Annotated in this window: 23 protein-coding genes; 2 read left to right on the forward strand and 21 right to left on the reverse strand. The window is 36.8% G+C overall.

Features of this window, described 5'->3' with window-relative positions; all coding sequences use genetic code 11:
- Nucleotides 1–70 precede the first annotated feature (70 nt).
- The 5 genes from LBYS11_RS16195 to LBYS11_RS16215 form a co-directional block, all read right to left on the reverse strand.
- A complete protein-coding gene (locus LBYS11_RS16195; RefSeq protein WP_103118553.1) occupies nucleotides 71–424 on the reverse strand; it encodes a YhjD family protein in 354 nt (117 codons plus the stop codon).
- A complete protein-coding gene (locus LBYS11_RS16200; protein ID WP_103118554.1) occupies nucleotides 417–755 on the reverse strand; it encodes a YolD-like family protein in 339 nt (112 codons plus the stop codon). The genes LBYS11_RS16195 and LBYS11_RS16200 overlap by 8 nt, the downstream gene beginning before the upstream one ends.
- A gap of 12 nt (nucleotides 756–767) precedes the next feature.
- Nucleotides 768–2027 (reverse strand): Y-family DNA polymerase, encoded by a 1260-nt coding sequence (locus LBYS11_RS16205; protein WP_103118555.1) that lies wholly within the window; start codon nucleotides 2025–2027, stop codon nucleotides 768–770.
- The gene (locus LBYS11_RS16210; RefSeq protein WP_103118556.1) at nucleotides 2024–2245 is read right to left on the reverse strand and encodes a transcriptional regulator; all 222 of its coding nucleotides are present in this window, start codon (nucleotides 2243–2245) and stop codon (nucleotides 2024–2026) included. Before LBYS11_RS16210 ends, LBYS11_RS16205 begins: the two co-directional genes overlap by 4 nt.
- A 143-nt stretch (nucleotides 2246–2388) precedes the next feature.
- Nucleotides 2389–2610, reverse strand: coding sequence for a hypothetical protein (locus LBYS11_RS16215; protein ID WP_103118557.1), 222 nt, complete (start codon nucleotides 2608–2610; stop codon nucleotides 2389–2391).
- A gap of 138 nt (nucleotides 2611–2748) precedes the next feature.
- Between LBYS11_RS16215 and LBYS11_RS23120 the strand changes: the two genes are divergently transcribed.
- A complete protein-coding gene (locus tag LBYS11_RS23120; protein ID WP_158651961.1) occupies nucleotides 2749–2898 on the forward strand; it encodes a hypothetical protein in 150 nt (49 codons plus the stop codon).
- 232 nt (nucleotides 2899–3130) lie between these two features.
- Nucleotides 3131–3334, forward strand: coding sequence for a hypothetical protein (locus LBYS11_RS16220; RefSeq protein ID WP_103118558.1), 204 nt, complete (start codon nucleotides 3131–3133; stop codon nucleotides 3332–3334).
- Between the two features lie 34 nt (nucleotides 3335–3368).
- On the opposite strand, the gene LBYS11_RS16225 is transcribed toward LBYS11_RS16220, so the two are convergent.
- From LBYS11_RS16225 to LBYS11_RS16300, 16 genes are all read right to left on the reverse strand, one after another.
- A complete protein-coding gene (locus LBYS11_RS16225; RefSeq protein ID WP_103118559.1) occupies nucleotides 3369–3767 on the reverse strand; it encodes a hypothetical protein in 399 nt (132 codons plus the stop codon).
- A 73-nt stretch (nucleotides 3768–3840) separates the two neighbouring features.
- The gene (locus LBYS11_RS16230) at nucleotides 3841–4200 is read right to left on the reverse strand and encodes a hypothetical protein (protein ID WP_103118560.1); all 360 of its coding nucleotides are present in this window, start codon (nucleotides 4198–4200) and stop codon (nucleotides 3841–3843) included.
- 22 nt (nucleotides 4201–4222) lie between these two features.
- The gene (locus LBYS11_RS16235; protein WP_103118561.1) at nucleotides 4223–5185 is read right to left on the reverse strand and encodes a hypothetical protein; all 963 of its coding nucleotides are present in this window, start codon (nucleotides 5183–5185) and stop codon (nucleotides 4223–4225) included.
- 247 nt (nucleotides 5186–5432) lie between these two features.
- Nucleotides 5433–6143 carry a peptidoglycan recognition protein family protein gene (locus tag LBYS11_RS16240; protein ID WP_103118562.1) on the reverse strand — a complete coding sequence of 237 codons (711 nt, stop codon included), beginning with the start codon at nucleotides 6141–6143 and terminating at the stop codon, nucleotides 5433–5435.
- Nucleotides 6140–6547, reverse strand: coding sequence for a phage holin family protein (locus tag LBYS11_RS16245; RefSeq protein WP_103118563.1), 408 nt, complete (start codon nucleotides 6545–6547; stop codon nucleotides 6140–6142). Before LBYS11_RS16245 ends, LBYS11_RS16240 begins: the two co-directional genes overlap by 4 nt.
- Before the next feature lie 132 nt (nucleotides 6548–6679).
- A complete protein-coding gene (locus LBYS11_RS16250; protein ID WP_103118564.1) occupies nucleotides 6680–6874 on the reverse strand; it encodes a hypothetical protein in 195 nt (64 codons plus the stop codon).
- A gap of 25 nt (nucleotides 6875–6899) precedes the next feature.
- Complete coding sequence (locus LBYS11_RS16255) at nucleotides 6900–8729, reverse strand: phage tail protein (RefSeq protein ID WP_158651962.1); 1830 nt, start codon at nucleotides 8727–8729, stop codon at nucleotides 6900–6902.
- Nucleotides 8730–8837: 108 nt separating this feature from the next.
- Nucleotides 8838–9347: a hypothetical protein gene (locus LBYS11_RS16260; RefSeq protein ID WP_103118566.1), complete on the reverse strand. Its 510-nt coding sequence runs from the start codon at nucleotides 9345–9347 to the stop codon at nucleotides 8838–8840.
- Between the two features lie 129 nt (nucleotides 9348–9476).
- Nucleotides 9477–9818, reverse strand: coding sequence for a hypothetical protein (locus LBYS11_RS16265; RefSeq protein ID WP_103118567.1), 342 nt, complete (start codon nucleotides 9816–9818; stop codon nucleotides 9477–9479).
- Nucleotides 9819–9980: 162 nt separating this feature from the next.
- Complete coding sequence (locus LBYS11_RS16270) at nucleotides 9981–10160, reverse strand: hypothetical protein (RefSeq protein WP_103118568.1); 180 nt, start codon at nucleotides 10158–10160, stop codon at nucleotides 9981–9983.
- The gene (locus tag LBYS11_RS16275) at nucleotides 10157–10468 is read right to left on the reverse strand and encodes a hypothetical protein (protein WP_103118569.1); all 312 of its coding nucleotides are present in this window, start codon (nucleotides 10466–10468) and stop codon (nucleotides 10157–10159) included. The genes LBYS11_RS16270 and LBYS11_RS16275 overlap by 4 nt, the downstream gene beginning before the upstream one ends.
- A 23-nt stretch (nucleotides 10469–10491) precedes the next feature.
- Entirely contained in the window at nucleotides 10492–12330 is a 1839-nt protein-coding gene (locus LBYS11_RS16280) for a collagen-like triple helix repeat-containing protein (RefSeq protein WP_103118570.1), read from the reverse strand.
- A gap of 11 nt (nucleotides 12331–12341) precedes the next feature.
- Nucleotides 12342–13262, reverse strand: a complete 921-nt coding sequence (locus tag LBYS11_RS16285; protein WP_103118571.1) for a phage tail domain-containing protein — start codon at nucleotides 13260–13262, stop codon at nucleotides 12342–12344.
- A 3-nt stretch (nucleotides 13263–13265) separates the two neighbouring features.
- Nucleotides 13266–17300, reverse strand: coding sequence for a hypothetical protein (locus tag LBYS11_RS16290; RefSeq protein ID WP_103118572.1), 4035 nt, complete (start codon nucleotides 17298–17300; stop codon nucleotides 13266–13268).
- A gap of 13 nt (nucleotides 17301–17313) precedes the next feature.
- Nucleotides 17314–17535, reverse strand: coding sequence for a hypothetical protein (locus LBYS11_RS16295; protein ID WP_103118573.1), 222 nt, complete (start codon nucleotides 17533–17535; stop codon nucleotides 17314–17316).
- Nucleotides 17536–17591: 56 nt separating this feature from the next.
- Complete coding sequence (locus tag LBYS11_RS16300; RefSeq protein WP_103118574.1) at nucleotides 17592–18095, reverse strand: tail assembly chaperone; 504 nt, start codon at nucleotides 18093–18095, stop codon at nucleotides 17592–17594.
- Nucleotides 18096–18137 lie beyond the last annotated feature (42 nt).

An 18137-nucleotide genomic window follows, 5' to 3' on the forward strand; every position in this document is an offset into this window, starting at 1 on the left:
CCCTCCTTAATCTACATTATCTCATGTTAGTTAAGACAAGAATACATGTAAATCAAGGGATTGATGGCAATTACAATTTCATCTTCTTATTAATATGATTAATCAACAACTTTTCCACTTGGGTCTTCAACGCTTGGTTTGCATACCTAAGTACAACATCATTACCAGCTGTTGCTATTTGTACGTCACTGAAATATTCATCTACATTAGTCCATCCTATGACCCGTATCTTTTGTTGCGCCAGTTGCCTTTTGAGATCAAAATATTCTTGGCGCAAATTTTTTAAAAGGGAATCCATCAGCGGAAGAAATACAACTTTCATTTTAAATTGCTCTGTTTTTTGATAATCAATCTGTAAGGACCTCACTGCTAGTTCAATTAGTAAGTATTTGTGTAAAAGCTGGCGTTGGTCAGGTTTAATCATAATAATCAGCTTCTAATTGAGCTGACTGTATGTTTTGAATTGAAATTCGTTTTGTTTTAAGTAGTGTGTCAAGTAAGAGTTCATTAGTATTAAAATTAATTGTTTTGATAGTTCCAGTCCATTGTATGATTCTGTTGTCTTTCCATACTTCTAATTTAATGTCTAGTTGTTGACTATACGCTTGATCAATTGTTTGTTGTATTTCTTCGAGTTCCCAATCAGCTAGTTCTCTAGGCTGCTCTGTGAAGCCTTTTTTGTAATCCCTAAGTCCATCCAAATGTTCAGGCATCATCATGGATGCCCACTTAATATTACCTCTGTCTTTTATCATCTAAATCACTCCTTACGCTAAATGCCCACCAAGTAAGCGATCACGTCCAATAGCTGTACCAGCACTTGTATATGACACGGCTCGTAATAATGCTGTAGCCCCAAATTTATTCCTTATGGCGTCCATGGTAGGGCCAATTAATTGTCTCTGAGGTTTTCGCTCATCGAATAAATCTAATTGGATACTGTGCTCGCGATCTAGATTGGAAATACGGACAGATAACTGGCGCGCTGGTTCTCCAGCAAAATGTTCATCGAGTAATTCAATGCAGACTTTATACATTTCAAGTGTTTCATTAGTTGGCACCTTGATTGTTTTAGAACGATGGAATCCTTTTGTCATTGCATTACGACTGTATGATAAGCCAAGACTGATGGTGCGGCCAACAAAACCTGCATCCCGTGCTCGTTTCATCACATCCTCGCACATCTCTAAAAGTACTACTGATATTTCATTACGAGTGTGATAGTCCCTCATCAGCATTTGCCCTTTTCCAAAGCTTAGTGAAGGATTCTTGACTAAAGGTTCACCGAGTTTAGACAGATCTATTCCCCATGCGTGATGATACAATTGATTGCCCATAACACCAAACTGCTTTTCTAATTCATCTAAATCAGCATTAGCTAATCCACCAACCGTTTGAATGCCCATCTTATTTAGATTAGCTTCCATCTGCTTACCTATGCCCCACATTTCTGACAAAGGTCTTACAGGCCATAACTTTGTTGGTACGTCCTCATAAGTCCATTTAGCGAAGCCTGTTTTTTTAGCATCTAAATCCAACGCTAATTTAGCCATTAACATGTTAGGACCCATACCTATAGCACTTTGTATATTAAATTGATCAAGTATAGCTCGCTGAATTTCTTTGGCAGTTTCTTCAGCTGTGCCCCACAATTTTTCAGTACCTGTTAAATCAACAAAGCTTTCATCCACACTATAAACATGTATAGCATCCACAGGTACATAGTTAGCGATAAGTTTTGTGATGGTCATTGACATTTGCAAAAAGAAGCTCATTTTTGGCTCAAATAGTTTAATGTCAGGATGTTTGGGAATTTCGTAGCGTCGATTCCCTGTTTTAATTTTGAATCGTTCTTTCATGACTGGTGATGCAGCCAGCACCACACTACCTGGTTGACTAAAATTGCCGACAACTGCAATTGGGTCCTTTAGTATATCCAACCCCTCTAGCATGGCGATACAGCTGGCATAGAAGCTTTTCATATCGATACAAATGATTGGTCGATTCGGCATATTCTCGTAGTTCATACAACGCCACGCTCCTTATAAACAACTGGAACAACAGCAAGAACACTACTGATTAAAAATGTACGCTTTGTTTGTCTCATGAAACAGAATGCCTGAAATGAATCACCAACGATTTTTATAACCTTAACTCGCCTTTTTGTTATAGACCCATTTTTAGATACATACATCATGTTTACTAATTGATTACGCTGCATAGCTTTAACCAGTTGTTCTCTCATCAATGTTTCCTCCTAATACGTGAAATGTTCCCCATTTATAATTTATACAAGAACACTTGTTTGTATACATAATAGAACAGATGTTTGTATTTTGACAAGATAAAATTTCTGGAAATAAAAAAGGCTATCATATTTGATAACCTTCAAATTCTTTCTTTGAAATTGACAGCTATAATATTCTCATCTCTTTGGATCATTCTGATTACGTTGTAACCCTGTTCCCTTAAAAGTTTTAGAGCCATATCATCTGTTAGTGCATCATGTTCTTCGTGTGTTAAATGCAAGCTTGATAAACCTATAATTGGTACATTGTCAGGCTTACGTTTGAATAGAAATTTAACTGGTACAATTATATCGTAATTCATTATCCACACCCCTTTTTACAGATATTTCTACATATTAAGTTAAATCCCTTCCTAATTTACAGGAAAATAAATGGAATATTGTGTTGACTATATATACTAGTACTAGTATAATTAAAGTATAGAAAGGAGGTGAACAAAGTGGATTATGATAAGGTTTTAGCTTATCTAGTCGCAGTCGCTACAGTAATTAATTTACTGACAGGCTCAGCAAAAAATATTCAAGACATGCGAACAGGTAAGCAAAATAAAAAGCGACGCCCCTCTACCAAGAAGAAACGTCGCAAATAGCCAAAGCGAAGGAGGTTAGCCCCTCCTTCCCTATAATCTTATCACATCCATTGTATTATGAAAAATATCGGATATGTAGCTGCTTTTGCATTCGCTATTTACGCTTTGATTAATATGGTGAATTGGAAACAACCGGGCTTCTTTGATGTATCTATGATTGTCATTTACTCACTTTGTTTGATCTTGGTCATATTAAATGTTGTAGTGTATTTCAAAAAAAGGAAGGGTTAAAATGGAGAAAAATTCGCAGACTGAAGCTAATAAACGTTGGCAGGAGAAGAACAAAGAGCGTTCAAAATATATTAGTGCGCGATCAAGGGCACGTAGTTTTATTAAAAATCATGCTTTAGAGGAAGATTTAGACGAGTTTATGGAGTTAATTTTAGAACGTAAACAAATATTAAATGAAATCAAAATAGACCAAGACGGCGTTTAGCTGTCTTGGTCATTCTTGTACCTTACAATTCTGATTAAAGTGTTGGAGGATTTTGTAAAAAACTAACCCATTTAGTATATGCTTCGATTAAAGATGGTGAGTTAGTTACTGTATCTATGATACCTTTTGATGCATCTATCATGCTTTTAATTACTGATTTTTTAGGATTCTCAGCTTCACTTGCATCTTGTGCAGCTTCTACTAATTCTTTCAATTCACTTTTTTCATCACTTTTTAATTCGGAAGCATCAATTTCTTTAAACAATTGCATTAATAAGTCTTCTGATACCCCATTATTGTTGTTATTTACTATGTTAGTAGAGTTATCTCCTAAACTAATTGCAGAGTTTGGTGAACTATTCACTGTAAACTTTCTATTGTCATTATTTACCATGATAAAAACTGAGCTCCCTTCATCTTTTAATAATCCCATTCTAATTAATTCAGCTATGGTCTTATTATTACCTAAACCATTGAATACTCTTGGTTCAATTGGTTCATCTGGATCACTTGGTTCTTTTTTTTAAAGCATCTTTAATAAAATCATTTGTAAATGAGAATGCTAATAAGAAATTTTCAGGCTCAAAATCATTTTCATCACAAGAATAACAGTCAAAATACTCATCATCAATTGGTTCATTTAGTAAGAATTCATCACATTTATGATTATTAGGACAAAGTAAGATTTTTTTTGCTATTACCTCGAAGCCATTTTTACTCATTAAATACTTATATACTTTTTCGTAATAACTATCATCCAAATTTAGAGCATATAGTACATTTTCAACAGTAAAATCAATTACAGGTGGAGATTTTGATGCCCATCGACTTAAAATTTCATTTATATCCAAGTAAGATAAAACCATTCAAAATCCCCCCTAAAATTTACTAAGCTTGTTTAACTTGCTCTTCTGTTGTAGTCAGAACATTACCATTATTGACGATAACCAACGTATCTAATACATGGTCCACAACCACTTCTGGAACCGCAGCTGTAAACTTAAAGTAACTAGACTTAATATTAACTTCAAACTTCACTTCTACAACTATATTGGTTTTTTGATCAGTATATGAGTAAAAGCATTGAATATCCATGGTATCGTCTGTAGGTAAACCTAATTCTTCAATTGCAGCAGTTATGGATTTAAATTCCTTATCGTTATCTAAATTTATACTCTTTTTTGCATTAAATTTCAAGCTACCCACAGTTGAAGGTAAGGAAATCTGCTTTGATGCTACACCAGCAGATAACAATGCGCACAATTCGTCTGCAGCAGCCCTTGTTAGTTTAGGTACCATGAAGAATTTATATGGTGCCGCAAATCCCATTACTTTCAGGATGTATTCAATATATTTCTTGGCATCTTTTGGGGAACAACGAAGTTCAATCAACTCTTCAGGCCCAAAATGAATAACCATAGAAGTAAGAAATGCATATGAAGTTGTTATTGAATTATAACCCGATTTTCTAGTAGTAACTCGTTCTTCTACTAATTTAATATATACAGAACTACCTTCATGTCTAATTGCACAAATTTTTATTTGCGGGGTTAGAGGAGGTTGCCATTCTGTGTTTATTTGTGAATTCAATATTATGCCTTCGTTTACAAGGGTACTAATGAATTTTTCAGGCGTTTCGGATTTCTCCGGGAAATTGGATTCGACTTGGCATATAGATAGATAGTTAGTTGGAAATTTAAATTGCTCATTTAAATATATCAACTCTTCTTCTTTCCCTTTCTGTATTAACTCTTCTTCAATTTCTTCAGGGAATTTTGATCTTGAAGTAACCTTATTCAATTTTGCAAATTGATTTAAATATTTCTTTGGAATATTATTGAATTTTGCCATTTTATCCTGCCTCTCTTCTTAACAGGTGGCCATAGAATCGACAAATCATCAAAAACATGATATAATCTTATTTAGGATAATTTCTATAGCAACACCAAAGATACATTCGGGTAAATGTATCTTTTTTTTATTTATTAGAGACATAATACCACTATTTACTTATTTTTAGCAATTTAACCATGTATTTATAATTAAAATCTAGACCAGATATTTGAAAATATCTGGTCATTTCATTATTTAATAGATTTTATCTTTGTGAAATAATGATTTTCAACCCTTCAAAATCTCCAGTTGTTAACATACCAGCATCGAATTTATCAAGCCACGTTTTATCAATCTTGCGTTTATCTACGGCCTGTTTAATGTAGTCACGTACAGCAGCTTTAGTTGTCTCGTTTGTGAATCTCATTGCTTCATCATCCTTTTCGTTTGGTTTTTGTATTTCCATTGGCTTCATTGCTTCTTCAATCCGTTTCAAGAAACTAGTCCAACGTTCTTCTGCCAATATACGGTGCGGACAATACTTACCGTTCCAGTCCTGATGTTTCTTCACTCGCTCAATGCCCCAGCCATATTGCTTCAATAATTTTGCAATGTACTGAACTGCATTTTCTTCAGCCATTCCATAACGAACACCACCACTTTTGCTGTAGCAGATTTCTATTCCAATAGAAATACGGTTGCCTTTCTTTGATGCCTTAGGATCCGAACTACCTCCACCATCTCCACAATGCCAAGCACTTCGGTTGAAAGGAATAGCTTGAATGACTTCTTTATCATCTACAGCAACATGATAAGATACTTGATTATTGTTATTAATCATGTAAGCAATTTCGTTAGCAGCTGGAGCATCATTGGCTGTGTTGTGAACAGTAATATATTGAGGCGCCATGTTGTATGGCGCCTTGATAGAGTATTTGCTTGAAGGTAATAAGGTCTGCTTAAATGCATATGTCATTTAGCTTTTTCCTCCTTAGCATTAAAGATTTCTAAAGCCTTTTTTACTGGCGCTGGCATGTCTACACCTAGCTTTGCTGAATTTTCTCCTAAGCTCACTAATTCGTTCAAAATAAACATTAGTACCACGGCATCAGGAATAATTTGTCCGATTGAAAAGCCTTGATCTTGTAGTACTAAATAGATTAGATTTGCTACTACAATCCAAACCCACATCATGCCCTTTTTAATGATTCCTTGATAGCCGCGCTTACTATTAATCGTTCCCCAGTTAGCCGCCATACCTGATAAAAAATCGATTGCATTAAGAATTAGTAATACTGTCATTAATAAGCCCCAACCGCCTACAAGCCACGATACTACTCCGCCTACTGTGCTAAGTAAAAATTTGAATGATTGTTCCATTTATCCACGACCTTTGCCCTTTTTTGTGTAAATAAAAAGCCATGAGACGCATTGAGATTCAGTATCATGAACCGTTGCCCATCTCGATATTGCTCTCACAGCATAAAGAAACCATAAAAAATAACGCTAAGCCTATGCTTGCGTTTCTGTTTCTGTAGCTGATGTCGGTAACACACTAACTATGATGTGTTTATTAATGATAGCTCCACCGATATTTACAAAATTAATTTTTTGATCATTGAGTGTAGCCGTAAATGCAGATGTATCAAACTCCGCATTCGTTAAGTTAATTGCTTGTCCGTTGTTTAGTTGTACTTGATAATCCATGATATCAATCTCCTTTAAAGTTGAATTATGTTAAATCGACATACCCTTGTGTCGTGCCGTTGACTTGCACATATAACCTTTTATTCGAATACGAGATACCTATACCTGATGAATTAGCACGAGCTAGCCCTGACACTGATGTTGTTTGTGGTACATATAAGGAACCATAAATCGTATTCTGACCATTCATTTCATTGCTAGTACCATTCAGTCTTACGTTTGATGATGATAATTCAAGGTAACTACCTGTGTACTGGATAACGGAACCTGAACCGAATACAACCGATTTAGAACCACCACCATATTTTCCTAGATATAAATTATTCCCTACCGTAGCATCAGTGCTAATGTCAATTGTGGCACCTTCTATCCTTCCGGCATAAATCGTCCCTAAGTTCCCACTTATATCAGAAAGAACACTTACAGCACCAACCAAACTGATTTTAGAAGCCTGAATCGTAATCGTTGTTGATGTTTGATTTATCAATGAGGCTATTGTATTACCGTTGTAATCAGTATTACTTACTTTTTGAGTAATCTGGTATGCCTGTTGCGTAATACTACTTTCAGCTGTCCCTAATCTTGAATCAACATTAGACACTCTTGTTGATATTTGACCAACCTCGATAGACAAAGACGATACCTGCGTCTGTGTACTATCCGCCTTTCTTTCAACCTTAGAAACCTCTGCGGTTATGCTGTCAGCTCTGATGTTGAGTTGCGCCACCTCGTTAGTAATACGGTTGTTCACGCTCAAGTTAATGTTGTCAGCTTTAATATCAATAGCAGCTATACTTTGATCTATACGCTCAACTTCTAATCGTATATGTGAGTCAGTTTGAGTAATTGCGGAACGATACTCTTTTATTGATTCGTTTAAGATTTCCTGTGTTTCAGTTAATTCATCTGATAATGTTTGAGGTAGAGCATTACCGATCACAACGGCCACAGTCTTAAAATCATCTGTTTCTTCATCGATTACTTGAGTGACCTCTAAAATACGAGTCTGCATTTCATAATCCCAGGGCTCGTAAATGAGCCATATACGTTCCCCAAGCTGTTTATCCAGTAACTCTATCGAATCCAACTCAATTGATATTTCTGGTTGATCTTTTAACGACTTTCGCGCTTTATCCATCAAATTCTCTGAATCTGAAAAACGTTCATCGTTCATGTCATCGGCATCACGAATACCCCATTTAGCAGCCTGTGGTGACGTGTATCGTACAACTAGATTATCTTTACCTTTAGCACTGATACGCGTCCTTAGATTGTCCGTATTCACTGATTTAGATAGTTCAACGATATTGTCACCATATTGATAGATGAAATCGTTGTCTGGGCCAAGCATTTTGCTAAAATGGATGTTGCTGTTTGAAGTGATTTCATATTCACATTCAAATGCTTCACATATTTGATTTACTAATTTTACGATATTGTCATTACCAAAAGCATCTATAAAGCCATCTTCATTAAAACCACTCGTGAAGGTCCAACCTGTATCACGTAATGCAAAGGTGGCAAATTCATTAAAGGTTTTATGCCCTCCGTTGGTGCCCTCTTGCCTGCGCCAGATGTTATCAAAAAAGATATGCTGTGCAAGAACTGACTTCACATTTCCTCTCGATTTTCGTTGTAGCTGCTTTATCCTAAATTGAAAGCCTCCAGCATCGATGATACTTTCCTCTGTGATCAGTTGAAATGAATGAGGGTTATCACGTTCACTTGCATCTAAGGTCAGTTCAAATACTCCATCAATGTTTTTTCTTACAACTGGCTTACCTTTGCATACCAAAGCTTCTGTAAGAGTACCTTCATAGTTAGTGATTGATAGCATCGCATCACCTTCTTTCACAATAAAAATACGCTACTCATTTGAGTAGCGTTTACTGAACAATATGGAACACTTAAATTATCAAATGAAAATAGTACTCTTGACTGTTAAATGTTTGCGATTTAAAAATCATCCAATATATTTTCTTATTTCATTTTCAAGATAAGGTTTTACTTGTTCGATTGTCTCCATAATATTCACATTAACTAAGAAGGTATGATAGGTATCCCTTTGTTTTGGACTATCTCCTTGGAATTCTTCATTCTTCGCCCAAACAAATTGTATTTCTCCAAATTCTATACCTTCTTCTGGAATGGTAAATGGGAAAGAAAACTTAGGAATTACTTTAGTTGTATGAGATTGGATACACATATAATCATGTTTAACTAAATTATAAGCATGTCTTAATCCTCTCAATAATTTTCCGTCTGCATGTCTATTTGTTTTGTGAAAGAAAGTTTCATCGTTCTTCCAAATCCACTCTTCTGCAATCATCATCCACTGTAGTGTGTTACCTAACTCATAATATATTTCATTATCTCTTCCAGTTGATAATGCTTCTTTTAATTTGACAAGTGATTTTGACATAGAAAAATATGTGTTTTCTAAACGTTTTAATGATTCAACTGCTGTAACCATTAGATACACCCCTAATAGAAATAATATTGCATTCCAATAAAAAGTATATCATAAAAGAATAACGCTAAGCCTTTGCTTGCGTTTTCTATGGAACAAATAAGTAATAAACAGACTCCTGTCTTAATAATCCTAAATTCTTAATCTTGGTGGTAATGACACAATAATACTAATTGTTGCACCGTATTGATTCTTACCATTGATATGCAATTTTTCTGCAGATGCGTAAAATTTCAATTCATAGTATCTATTAGAAAATAACCCCCCTACTGTATTTTCATATTCATCCCAGAATATACTTACTCCTAAATATCCATCCATCTCATTGTGAGTTAATTTCACATCAACATAGTCATCGTAAATTAATTTACCTTCACTTTTACAAACTACATGTAAACTAGAAGTTTTAGATAATGTAAAATAACTGTTATCATCTAGATAACTAGAATAAACCTTATATGCTGTATCGCCCAAAATAATAAATCCCCTCTATGCATTTTATTACTACCTTAATTCGTCAAATAGTAACTGTTTCCTTCTTTAGTAGTAAATAAAAATAGCGCTAGTCAACGACTGCATTTATACTCCTTCAGTATTCTAAAATGTAATCCACAACAGCTGTATGGAAATCTTCGGTTATTCATTTACTAATACAGCAATTTCACGCTCTGCTATTTCCAACTTTACATAGTGCTGTAATTCTGTTGGTTTAACTTCTGCAACCGTCCTTACTTCACCCATGACGCTTGTAGCATAAGCTTTAACCAACCGTTTTTGTACTAACGTCAATCCTTCTAGGTGTTTTTCTTCTGTCATTGTATAACCCCCAATTCAGTAAGAGTGGTTAGTATCTTAATTTCTAATTCTGAATCAGCTATTTGTGATGGAGAAGGCTTTAGAGATTCTAATAATAGTTGAGATTCACGTTCAGCTCTTTCTTCTAGTGTTTCACCTTCGACCCATTCTGTACCGTTCCACTTGGCGCGATATAAACCATGAGGTGGGTCTTTTACAATTTTATCCTTAGCTAACTCCTCCACTGGATTACCACTTTCATCAAATTCAGCTACATAAATTTCAGCAATATGTCCGTTAATATCAATTTCATACACTTGTTTTAACACTGTTTATCCTCCTTATTAGTTACTTAAACCCTAAATGATATGTCTATTAAGACATATTTTTGTGCCGTATATAACGTTTTAAATTCACCATTTGATACGAAGAAGTTAATAGCGCTAACTGGTGAGGTTCCACTGTTATTTGCATAGGTAATACCCATAAAAACAATATTACTTAAGTTATTTGGTCTATAGTTAACTGGTAATGTAAGCATGGTAGTACCAGATGCTGTTGTTCCACTGTGAATTTCTGCTGTTAAATGTACCACTCCAAATTCATCTTTATATAATTTTGGAGTGCTCGAAGCAAGCCAACCATTTTGAAGGGAAGGACTAAATGAGGTCTCTTGTATTTTGTTTGCCTTTGAATCATTAAGTTGTTTAACTGCTTTAGATGAAGCTCCCGTCAACGGTGTTTCTGAATCAATAGCATCTGAAATATTCATACTAACTATTTTCCAGTTACCTAAGTATCCTGACATACCACTGGTAACTGTGCCCCATATGAATTGACCTGAACCATCTTTCACTGCTACCCTCTGAAACACGTTTTCACGTAAGTTATTACTACCTCCATGACGAGCCGTTTGGACTACATAGGTAGCGTCAGCAGATACTGCCACTTCTACCAGCCACGGTGTCGAAGAAGTCGGAGCGTTAGGCGTGTTTGCTGGAACAGAGTAGTATCCGTTCTCCGTCAAGTTGTTAAGGTCGCCTGAGTAAGCTTTAGTATCAATATTGGCAACAGTCGCACTTGCTACGCCTGTAACTGGGTCTACAGTGATTGTTTCACCATCTGGTTTTATATGCCCTAACTTTTCAGTAGTTGCAATTTGTCCCAAATGTTCAGTAACTACTTGCTGATTGTCAGTGACTGTTTGCTTTATATTTGCTATTTCTTGATTAACTTCAGTTAGATCAGCGTCCTTACCTGGTAGCCCTTGAGGTCCTTCTGGTCCTTGAGGTCCAGTATCTCCTTTAGGACCTTTGATGGTACCAACATTAGTCCAGTCGTTTGTGGTATCTGACCAAACATATAAGTTCCCATTAATTAAATAAGCATCCCCTGGCTCCCCGATTGGAGGCAGAGAGCTTTCATCTGGCAGAGTTCCTAAAATCCTTACCCCTGTACCCTGCTCACCTTTCTCTCCCTTTTGAACAAACATCGCCCAATCAGCATTTGACAGGACAGGAAATGAAGGTGGTTTAACACCTTTATTGTCACGTAAGGCCATATAACCGTTACCTTCTAAAGTGACGAAGTTGTTCTTTTTGTACTGTGTTTCTATGGACCATTCCTTTAGATTCACTAACCCTGTTACATTTGGTAAAACTACATTTATTGCATCAGTAGCTGTTTGCGCTGCTTGCGTCGCTTGATTTGCGTTACCAGTAGCTGTATTTGCATCTTGTGTAGCCTGTACAACATCAATCTTTAACTGCGACAAGTTAGAAGCCTCTTGATTGGCGTTATCTGCTGCCTCTTGAGCGAGTACAGCTTTTTCGTTGGCATAATTAGCTTTTTCTTCTGCAAGCAATGAACTAGCATTTGCTAACTCTGTGGCTGTTGTAGCTAAAGCTGTCGCTTCTTCTGTTGCTGTTTTAGCTGTTCTAGCCTCTTGTGCGGCAGTTAATGCTTGTTGAATGGAATCGTTTAGGCGCTCTAGTAATTCCCCGATATTCTCACCAGTCAGCATATCAATTTGTTGCTGTAGGTTATAAATCTTTTCAAGCATTTCCTCTCTCAAGTTATCGGTCAAACCATTGACTTCAACAATTAAGGCTTCTAACAGCCCGAAATTATAATTTAAATCGTCTCGGTATCCTTTATCAAAAGATGAACCGATAACACGCATACGTGCCATTGTAGCCCTCCTCACTTGTAATAAAATTTGAATTTAAATGATATTAGAAATTGCGATGCACCTGAAATTTGAATGGTGTTCCAACCTGGATTTAAAATTAGTACTTTTTTATTTGTATCTTTAAAAATACTGTTACCGTTTTTAGTAAACCGTGTTGGTGTTTCGAGTTTTATTACATCATTGGGGCCACTAGAGCTGTTGTATTGCCATTGAGTGCTGTTCGTAATATTCCTGATACTTAGGTTATTACTAGCACCCCGGAACTCTATTTCAAAGAGCATATCTCGCAAGTTAGTTTTTAGTGGCACATCACCAGCATTGTAAATTTGAAAAGACATTTCGTTTTGGAATACATATTTTAATGTCGTTGGATCCACAGCAACTAATCCTTGGCCTGTTTGCCAAACATCACGATCAAATGTACAAGCATCTAACGTGGTACCTGCCGATTCAGCATAGGGTAATTGATAGGTCTCAAATTCTATATCAACCTTTCCAATCAATCCGTTCTGTTCAACCTCATTCATATTGGTACGAATCACTTTGTATCGTTTACCTTTTAATATCTCGATATTGGTAGGTAACTGTTTATTCTCGCCCCAAGTTTGCCCCGGTAATTCAAACTCGTAAGTACTAGTCTTATACGTTGGCCGTCCTTCGTAGATATAAAAAGGCTCCAAGTCGCTAAAAATTGAAAACAATTTATCGCGTCTTAGAGCAAAATCTAATTCATCAGTTGCTAGGAACATAATCGATAAAATGATAACTCTTGTGCCATGGTTGACTGATTCTCGTACTACCCCTGGTCGCCCATCCACATCAACACTAGATGCTTTCTGGTCAATCGGTCTAATCAACATATCTTGTGTGATGTATCCTTCTTTGACAAGGGAGAGTGTAGCCCCTGTACTGTATTCGATTAATGTGTCCATTGACTACACCCCTTTACCAATAGTTGTTCTTCTGGATGAAACCCTGTTACTTTGGTTTCTATCAACATATTCACTAATGACGTCACCATCTAATTCCACAACAAAGTCCAATTTGCTAATTAATGCAGCAATCTGTTTTAAGACTCCGATTTGATCTTGGCTGGATGTTAGCTCGTAGCTGTTTAACAAGTGTGAATCCATACCACCATTTAGAGCTGTAGAAAGCCCGATAGATGCTGCTGAAATATCAGTTTGCATTATATCCGTTAGGCTTCTTACAGTGTTTTCTAACATGCCTTTTGTGCTTGCTAGGCCTTGAATAATGCCCTGTCCGGAAAATACTCCTGATTTTTCGAGGACCCTTGATGGAGATTTTATTTGTAACGCTTTACGAATCGTTTTATCAATGGTATTTGCTATCTCATTAGCTTGAGCTTGTAAAGCTGGCACTTGACTAGCTAGTCCATTACGTAAACCTTCAATAGCATTGATACCAATCTCTTTCATGCTACTGATCATTGGGTTAAACTCATTTTTCGTACCTTCACGAATTTGTTTGACTTGTTCAACCCATTCGGTTTGGTATTGCTCTAGCTTAGATTTTGTTTCTGTTTGGAGCTTTTCAATTTGATCTGTCATGTCTTTTCGTTGACCAGTTAATTCAAACTGAGCTTGTTGCCTAGCAATCTGCGTTTTTTCTTTCCAAAGATTTTCGTACTCATTTAGTTCACCTGTGGAAAGTTTATTTAATGCAGTAATCTCTGCTTGTGCATTAGGACCAAGAGCTTGTAACTCAGCGAGTAAGCCTTTATCAATACCTTTAGAGGCTAACATTTGAAGATCTGTTGCCCAGTCACGCATTGCGTCTACTTGGCTGCGTAAATTTTCAATCAGTTTGGAACCAAACACATCTGTTTTACGCTCAAATTCATCAAAGATGCTTATCGCACTAGTAATCTCTTTAGTACGTGCATCTTCAGCATCTTGGTAAGCTTTTTGAAGTTCTTTTACGCCATCTATTTCAGCCTGTTGGACATCTTTAATCTTGCCAATGTATTCTTCGTTTAATGCAATCAGTCGGTCGTGAATCGCCTGCTTTGTCTCTGCTATTTTGTCCTCATAGTAGATACGTTCCTCACTACCTACTTTATACGCTTTGACATACTTTTCGTATGCAGCAAGCTCTTGAGTCAATGACATCAAGTTGTATTTCTTACGACGTTCAACGTAATCTTTTTCTTTATTAAATTGCTCAGTTGTTAACTCAGCCATCGATTTGTTGTACTCGATTTGAGCTTTGATGCGTTCTTCTGTACCTTCTTTGAACAAACTAGTCGCATACTGCCAGTAAGCAGCTTGTTCCTTAGTAGACCATTTTTCTAATCCCACTTGATGCTCTGCGTATTCTTTCAACTTATCGTACTGCTCTTTTGCTGACTTAGCGCGAATAGCATCAATCTTTTTAGCTTTTTCTTTTTCGAACTTATCGAGAGCCGATTTTTCATCATCATGCAATTTCAAGATTTGGCGCTGTTGAGCAGCCGTTAGCTTTTTCTTTTTGTCATTGGCTTTAGCATTGATCTCAGCTATCTTGTTGTTCGATTTCTTAGTAGCCTCTGCTCTTTTCTTCGCATACTCTGCTTCAACTGTTTTGATTTCCTTTTCAATTTCACTTGTCTTGGATGCAAGGATTTTCTTAGCAGTATCCATCATATTGGTTGTAGCTTTTACAGTTTGTTGAAAGTTCGGTATAGCAGCTTTTGACATAGCTTCAGCAGATTGTTTTACGTAATCAAGGTTTGAATATACTCCTTTTGCTACACCCGCAGGAATCCATTTAGCCACACTTGCCATAACCCTTGAAGGGGAATGGATACCTAACTTTTTCTTTAACCAATCAGGAATTAAATCAGCAATACCTGCAGCAGTTTTCTTAACATTTTCCCACATTGAGTTGATACCTTTAATCAACCCTTGGATAATGTTTTTACCAATTTCAAATAGGTTAATGTTTCGGAAGAATGATTCAATGGAGCTCCAGATGCCTGATGCTGTCTGTTTAATAGTTTCCCAAGCACCTTTCCAGTCACCGTTAATTAATTGCATAACTGTTTGGATAATGCCCATCACTAAATTGATGCCGATTTCAACAGCAGATTTAATTAGATTCCAAGCGATTTTTACTACTCCAGAAATTATTGGCCATGCTACTTGGAAGATAGCGATGATATTACTCATTGCCCAATTGATTACTACTCCAATTGCTTTCCAAACTGTATCAACGATTTGTTTAATGCTCTCTTGGTTATCCTGCCAGAACTTTGTGATTTTGCTCCAGATAGATACGATCGTTGATTGTATTTCTTTTAGAACCGAGGAAATAACACTTTTGATCGCTTTCCATACTTCGTCAACCTTAGCTCTAAATTCTTCGTTTGTTTTATAGGTTTTAACCAAAATAGCAATAAATGCTGTGATAGCTATAATGACAAGTCCGATTGGACTGGTGATAAAACCCCATGCAACTCCTATCAATTTAGCGACACTAGTAATTTTCGCGCCAATCATAGCCATGGTTCCGCCAAAATTAGTGAATAATCCTGTTATAAATGGTAGCGCCTTTCCGATACCACCTATAATCGCTGGTCCTAATCCTTTGAAAAGCTCTCTGAATGCAATTACATTCGGAACTACAGCTAGTAATACTCCGCCAATTGAAATGAAGCTAGCTAAAAGTACACCAATAACTCGATTACTTTCCATTCCACTATTCATGAACTCTAAGATGTTATTGACTATGTTCATTAGTCCTGCACCAACAGGAGCCATACCGATCCCTAAGTTCACTAGAAACTTAGTCAAGTTACCAATTAATTGCAGGACACTAGGCGCTGTCTGTTGCACATAGGATAAGAATGTTTGGAATCCTTGATTTTGAGATAGACTCGCCGACCATTCTTTAAATCGAGCCATCATATTAGCTAAACCAGTCATCATATCACTCGATGAACCACCAAATGCTGCAAAGAAGTAAATAAGCCCAGCTGTAGCATCTCGGAAGATTGCTCGAATCTTCGGCATATTGGTATTCACATAATCCATGAAGGATTGGAATTTAGAACTTCCTGATAAACCATTGGACCATTCAGCAAAGCGTGCTGTCATTTCTTCGAAGCCTTTGGCTGTTGAGGCTGTTAACGGTGCAAATGCAGTCAGCATGGAGAATACGCCTTGAAGTAAATTCCCCATTGAACGAGTCACTGTTTTTAACATCGGTGCGCCTGTAGTGTTTAAATAATCCAAGAATTTTTGAATTGGTGGCGTACCAATAGCTGTGTTAAGTTGTGTCATCAAGCTAGATACTGCTTGAGCACTGGATATAAACAATGGTCTTAACTTTGTAAGTAATGTATTTGTAGCCTGCATTGCACTCGTAAAAGCATTTAACACTGGCTTTTCAGTTTCTTTTACAAGTCCCTGATAGGTTGATTTCATGTTGTCAAAAGAAGCTTTGGCATTCTTTTGAGCTGAATTTAATTGTGCGTTTTCGTCAAATAATTTTTTGATTGTTGGAATTGCAACTGCCGCGAAGGCTCCTGCTGCTACACCAGCACTTGCAAACGCCCCTGCTAAAGCAAAAGTGGAACCAGCTAATGTACCGATCATTGGACCAAGATTAGCAATAGCTACACCTATGTTAGCTAGGAGTGGTGCAATCATCGGTAGAACGGCAATTATTGAACCTTGTAACGTGTGTTGCATGAGCTCGCCAAAGGCACGAATATCTGTGGCAATACGTTGTATTTTTCTTTGGAAGTTTTCTATTCGCGCCTCAATTTTGACGACTACTTTATCTCGTACAAGCGCTGCTATACGAGCTCGAATTTCAGCCATTCGACGGTTAAATTCGGATATATCCGCACCAATTTCTACACGTACATCATTTGCCGAAGTGCGAATGGCCTCGCGAACTTGCCTCATACGAGCCATAAACTGTGTTATACGAGCCCCTATTTGAGCAGTGAAGTTTCCGTTCATAGCATTCTCCCTTCTATGGCTTCCAGTTTTTCAATGCTGCCATCGCTTTTGCATGTTTCCGTTTCTTAACTTCTGGATCTACTTCTTTTTGATTCATGGATTTTCTTACTTTATCCGCATCAAACAAGTCGCTCTTAGGATTAATGCGTGGCTTATTAGTTGCTACACGATTAAACATGGCTGCATCAGCCAATGTTTGATAATGATCAATACGAGCATCTTGAGCCCCTTCCAAGAAAGCTCTAAACTCGCTGGGACGCCAAGATAGAATTAACTCTGGATCATAGACCCTTAAATATCTTGCTGCATCTCGATAGATTTGTCGGATTTCGCTAACTCGATCTGTTTGTTCTCTAATAATTCGGCTCTCGCTGTTTTCAGCATTTCGATTCCCATTTCTGCTTGTTCTTTTTCTTCCTCGGATGCAATCTTGTCGAATAGCTCTAAGTTCTCCCAATATGTCTTGACAGCTTTTTTGAAAAAACCCGATTCATCAATTTCTCGGAAAGCTTCTTGGAATAATGGTTCTACATCGCCATCCTCTTCGATTCGCTTTTCTAGAGCTGCTTCAATTTCTGCTTTGCTAGGCTGTTTAGATAAATGAGCAAGTCCACACATCCAAAATGCGCGTAAAGCATCTAAATCAAATTGCAATAAGCCTTGGTAGATCTGATTAAATCCACCTGGACGGTTACCGTGTGCATCTAAATCATTAAATTCTTTATCCGCCTTATTTTTAAAAGCAAAAGTAAACTTCGCTGTAAGAGTGTTTTCACCAATTAATAATTGAGCCATTTATAATCATCCTTTTCTGTTTGTTTTCAATTAAAAAAGAGA

The sequence above is a fragment of the Lysinibacillus sp. YS11 genome, from assembly GCF_002896375.1.
Lineage (GTDB): Bacteria > Bacillota > Bacilli > Bacillales_A > Planococcaceae > Lysinibacillus > Lysinibacillus capsici.

Bases quoted from the DNA above. Each gene is read 5' to 3' on its own strand.
- LBYS11_RS16300 (WP_103118574.1), bottom strand. From the start codon at position 18,095: ATGGCTCAATTATTAATTGGTGAAAACACTCTTACAGCGAAGTTTACT.
- LBYS11_RS16290 (WP_103118572.1), bottom strand. From the start codon at position 17,300: ATGAACGGAAACTTCACTGCTCAAATAGGGGCTCGTATAACACAGTTT.
- LBYS11_RS16240 (WP_103118562.1), bottom strand. From the start codon at position 6,143: ATGACATATGCATTTAAGCAGACCTTATTACCTTCAAGCAAATACTCT.
- LBYS11_RS16200 (WP_103118554.1), bottom strand. From the start codon at position 755: ATGATAAAAGACAGAGGTAATATTAAGTGGGCATCCATGATGATGCCT.
- LBYS11_RS16220 (WP_103118558.1), top strand. From the start codon at position 3,131: ATGGAGAAAAATTCGCAGACTGAAGCTAATAAACGTTGGCAGGAGAAG.
- LBYS11_RS16285 (WP_103118571.1), bottom strand. From the start codon at position 13,262: ATGGACACATTAATCGAATACAGTACAGGGGCTACACTCTCCCTTGTC.
- LBYS11_RS16280 (WP_103118570.1), bottom strand. From the start codon at position 12,330: ATGGCACGTATGCGTGTTATCGGTTCATCTTTTGATAAAGGATACCGA.
- LBYS11_RS16245 (WP_103118563.1), bottom strand. From the start codon at position 6,547: ATGGAACAATCATTCAAATTTTTACTTAGCACAGTAGGCGGAGTAGTA.
- LBYS11_RS16230 (WP_103118560.1), bottom strand. From the start codon at position 4,200: ATGGTTTTATCTTACTTGGATATAAATGAAATTTTAAGTCGATGGGCA.
- LBYS11_RS16205 (WP_103118555.1), bottom strand. From the start codon at position 2,027: ATGAACTACGAGAATATGCCGAATCGACCAATCATTTGTATCGATATG.
- LBYS11_RS16270 (WP_103118568.1), bottom strand. From the start codon at position 10,160: ATGACAGAAGAAAAACACCTAGAAGGATTGACGTTAGTACAAAAACGG.
- LBYS11_RS16225 (WP_103118559.1), bottom strand. From the start codon at position 3,767: ATGGGATTATTAAAAGATGAAGGGAGCTCAGTTTTTATCATGGTAAAT.
- LBYS11_RS16195 (WP_103118553.1), bottom strand. From the start codon at position 424: ATGATTAAACCTGACCAACGCCAGCTTTTACACAAATACTTACTAATT.
- LBYS11_RS16250 (WP_103118564.1), bottom strand. From the start codon at position 6,874: ATGGATTATCAAGTACAACTAAACAACGGACAAGCAATTAACTTAACG.
- LBYS11_RS16235 (WP_103118561.1), bottom strand. From the start codon at position 5,185: ATGGCAAAATTCAATAATATTCCAAAGAAATATTTAAATCAATTTGCA.
- LBYS11_RS16215 (WP_103118557.1), bottom strand. From the start codon at position 2,610: ATGAATTACGATATAATTGTACCAGTTAAATTTCTATTCAAACGTAAG.
- LBYS11_RS16260 (WP_103118566.1), bottom strand. From the start codon at position 9,347: ATGGTTACAGCAGTTGAATCATTAAAACGTTTAGAAAACACATATTTT.
- LBYS11_RS16210 (WP_103118556.1), bottom strand. From the start codon at position 2,245: ATGAGAGAACAACTGGTTAAAGCTATGCAGCGTAATCAATTAGTAAAC.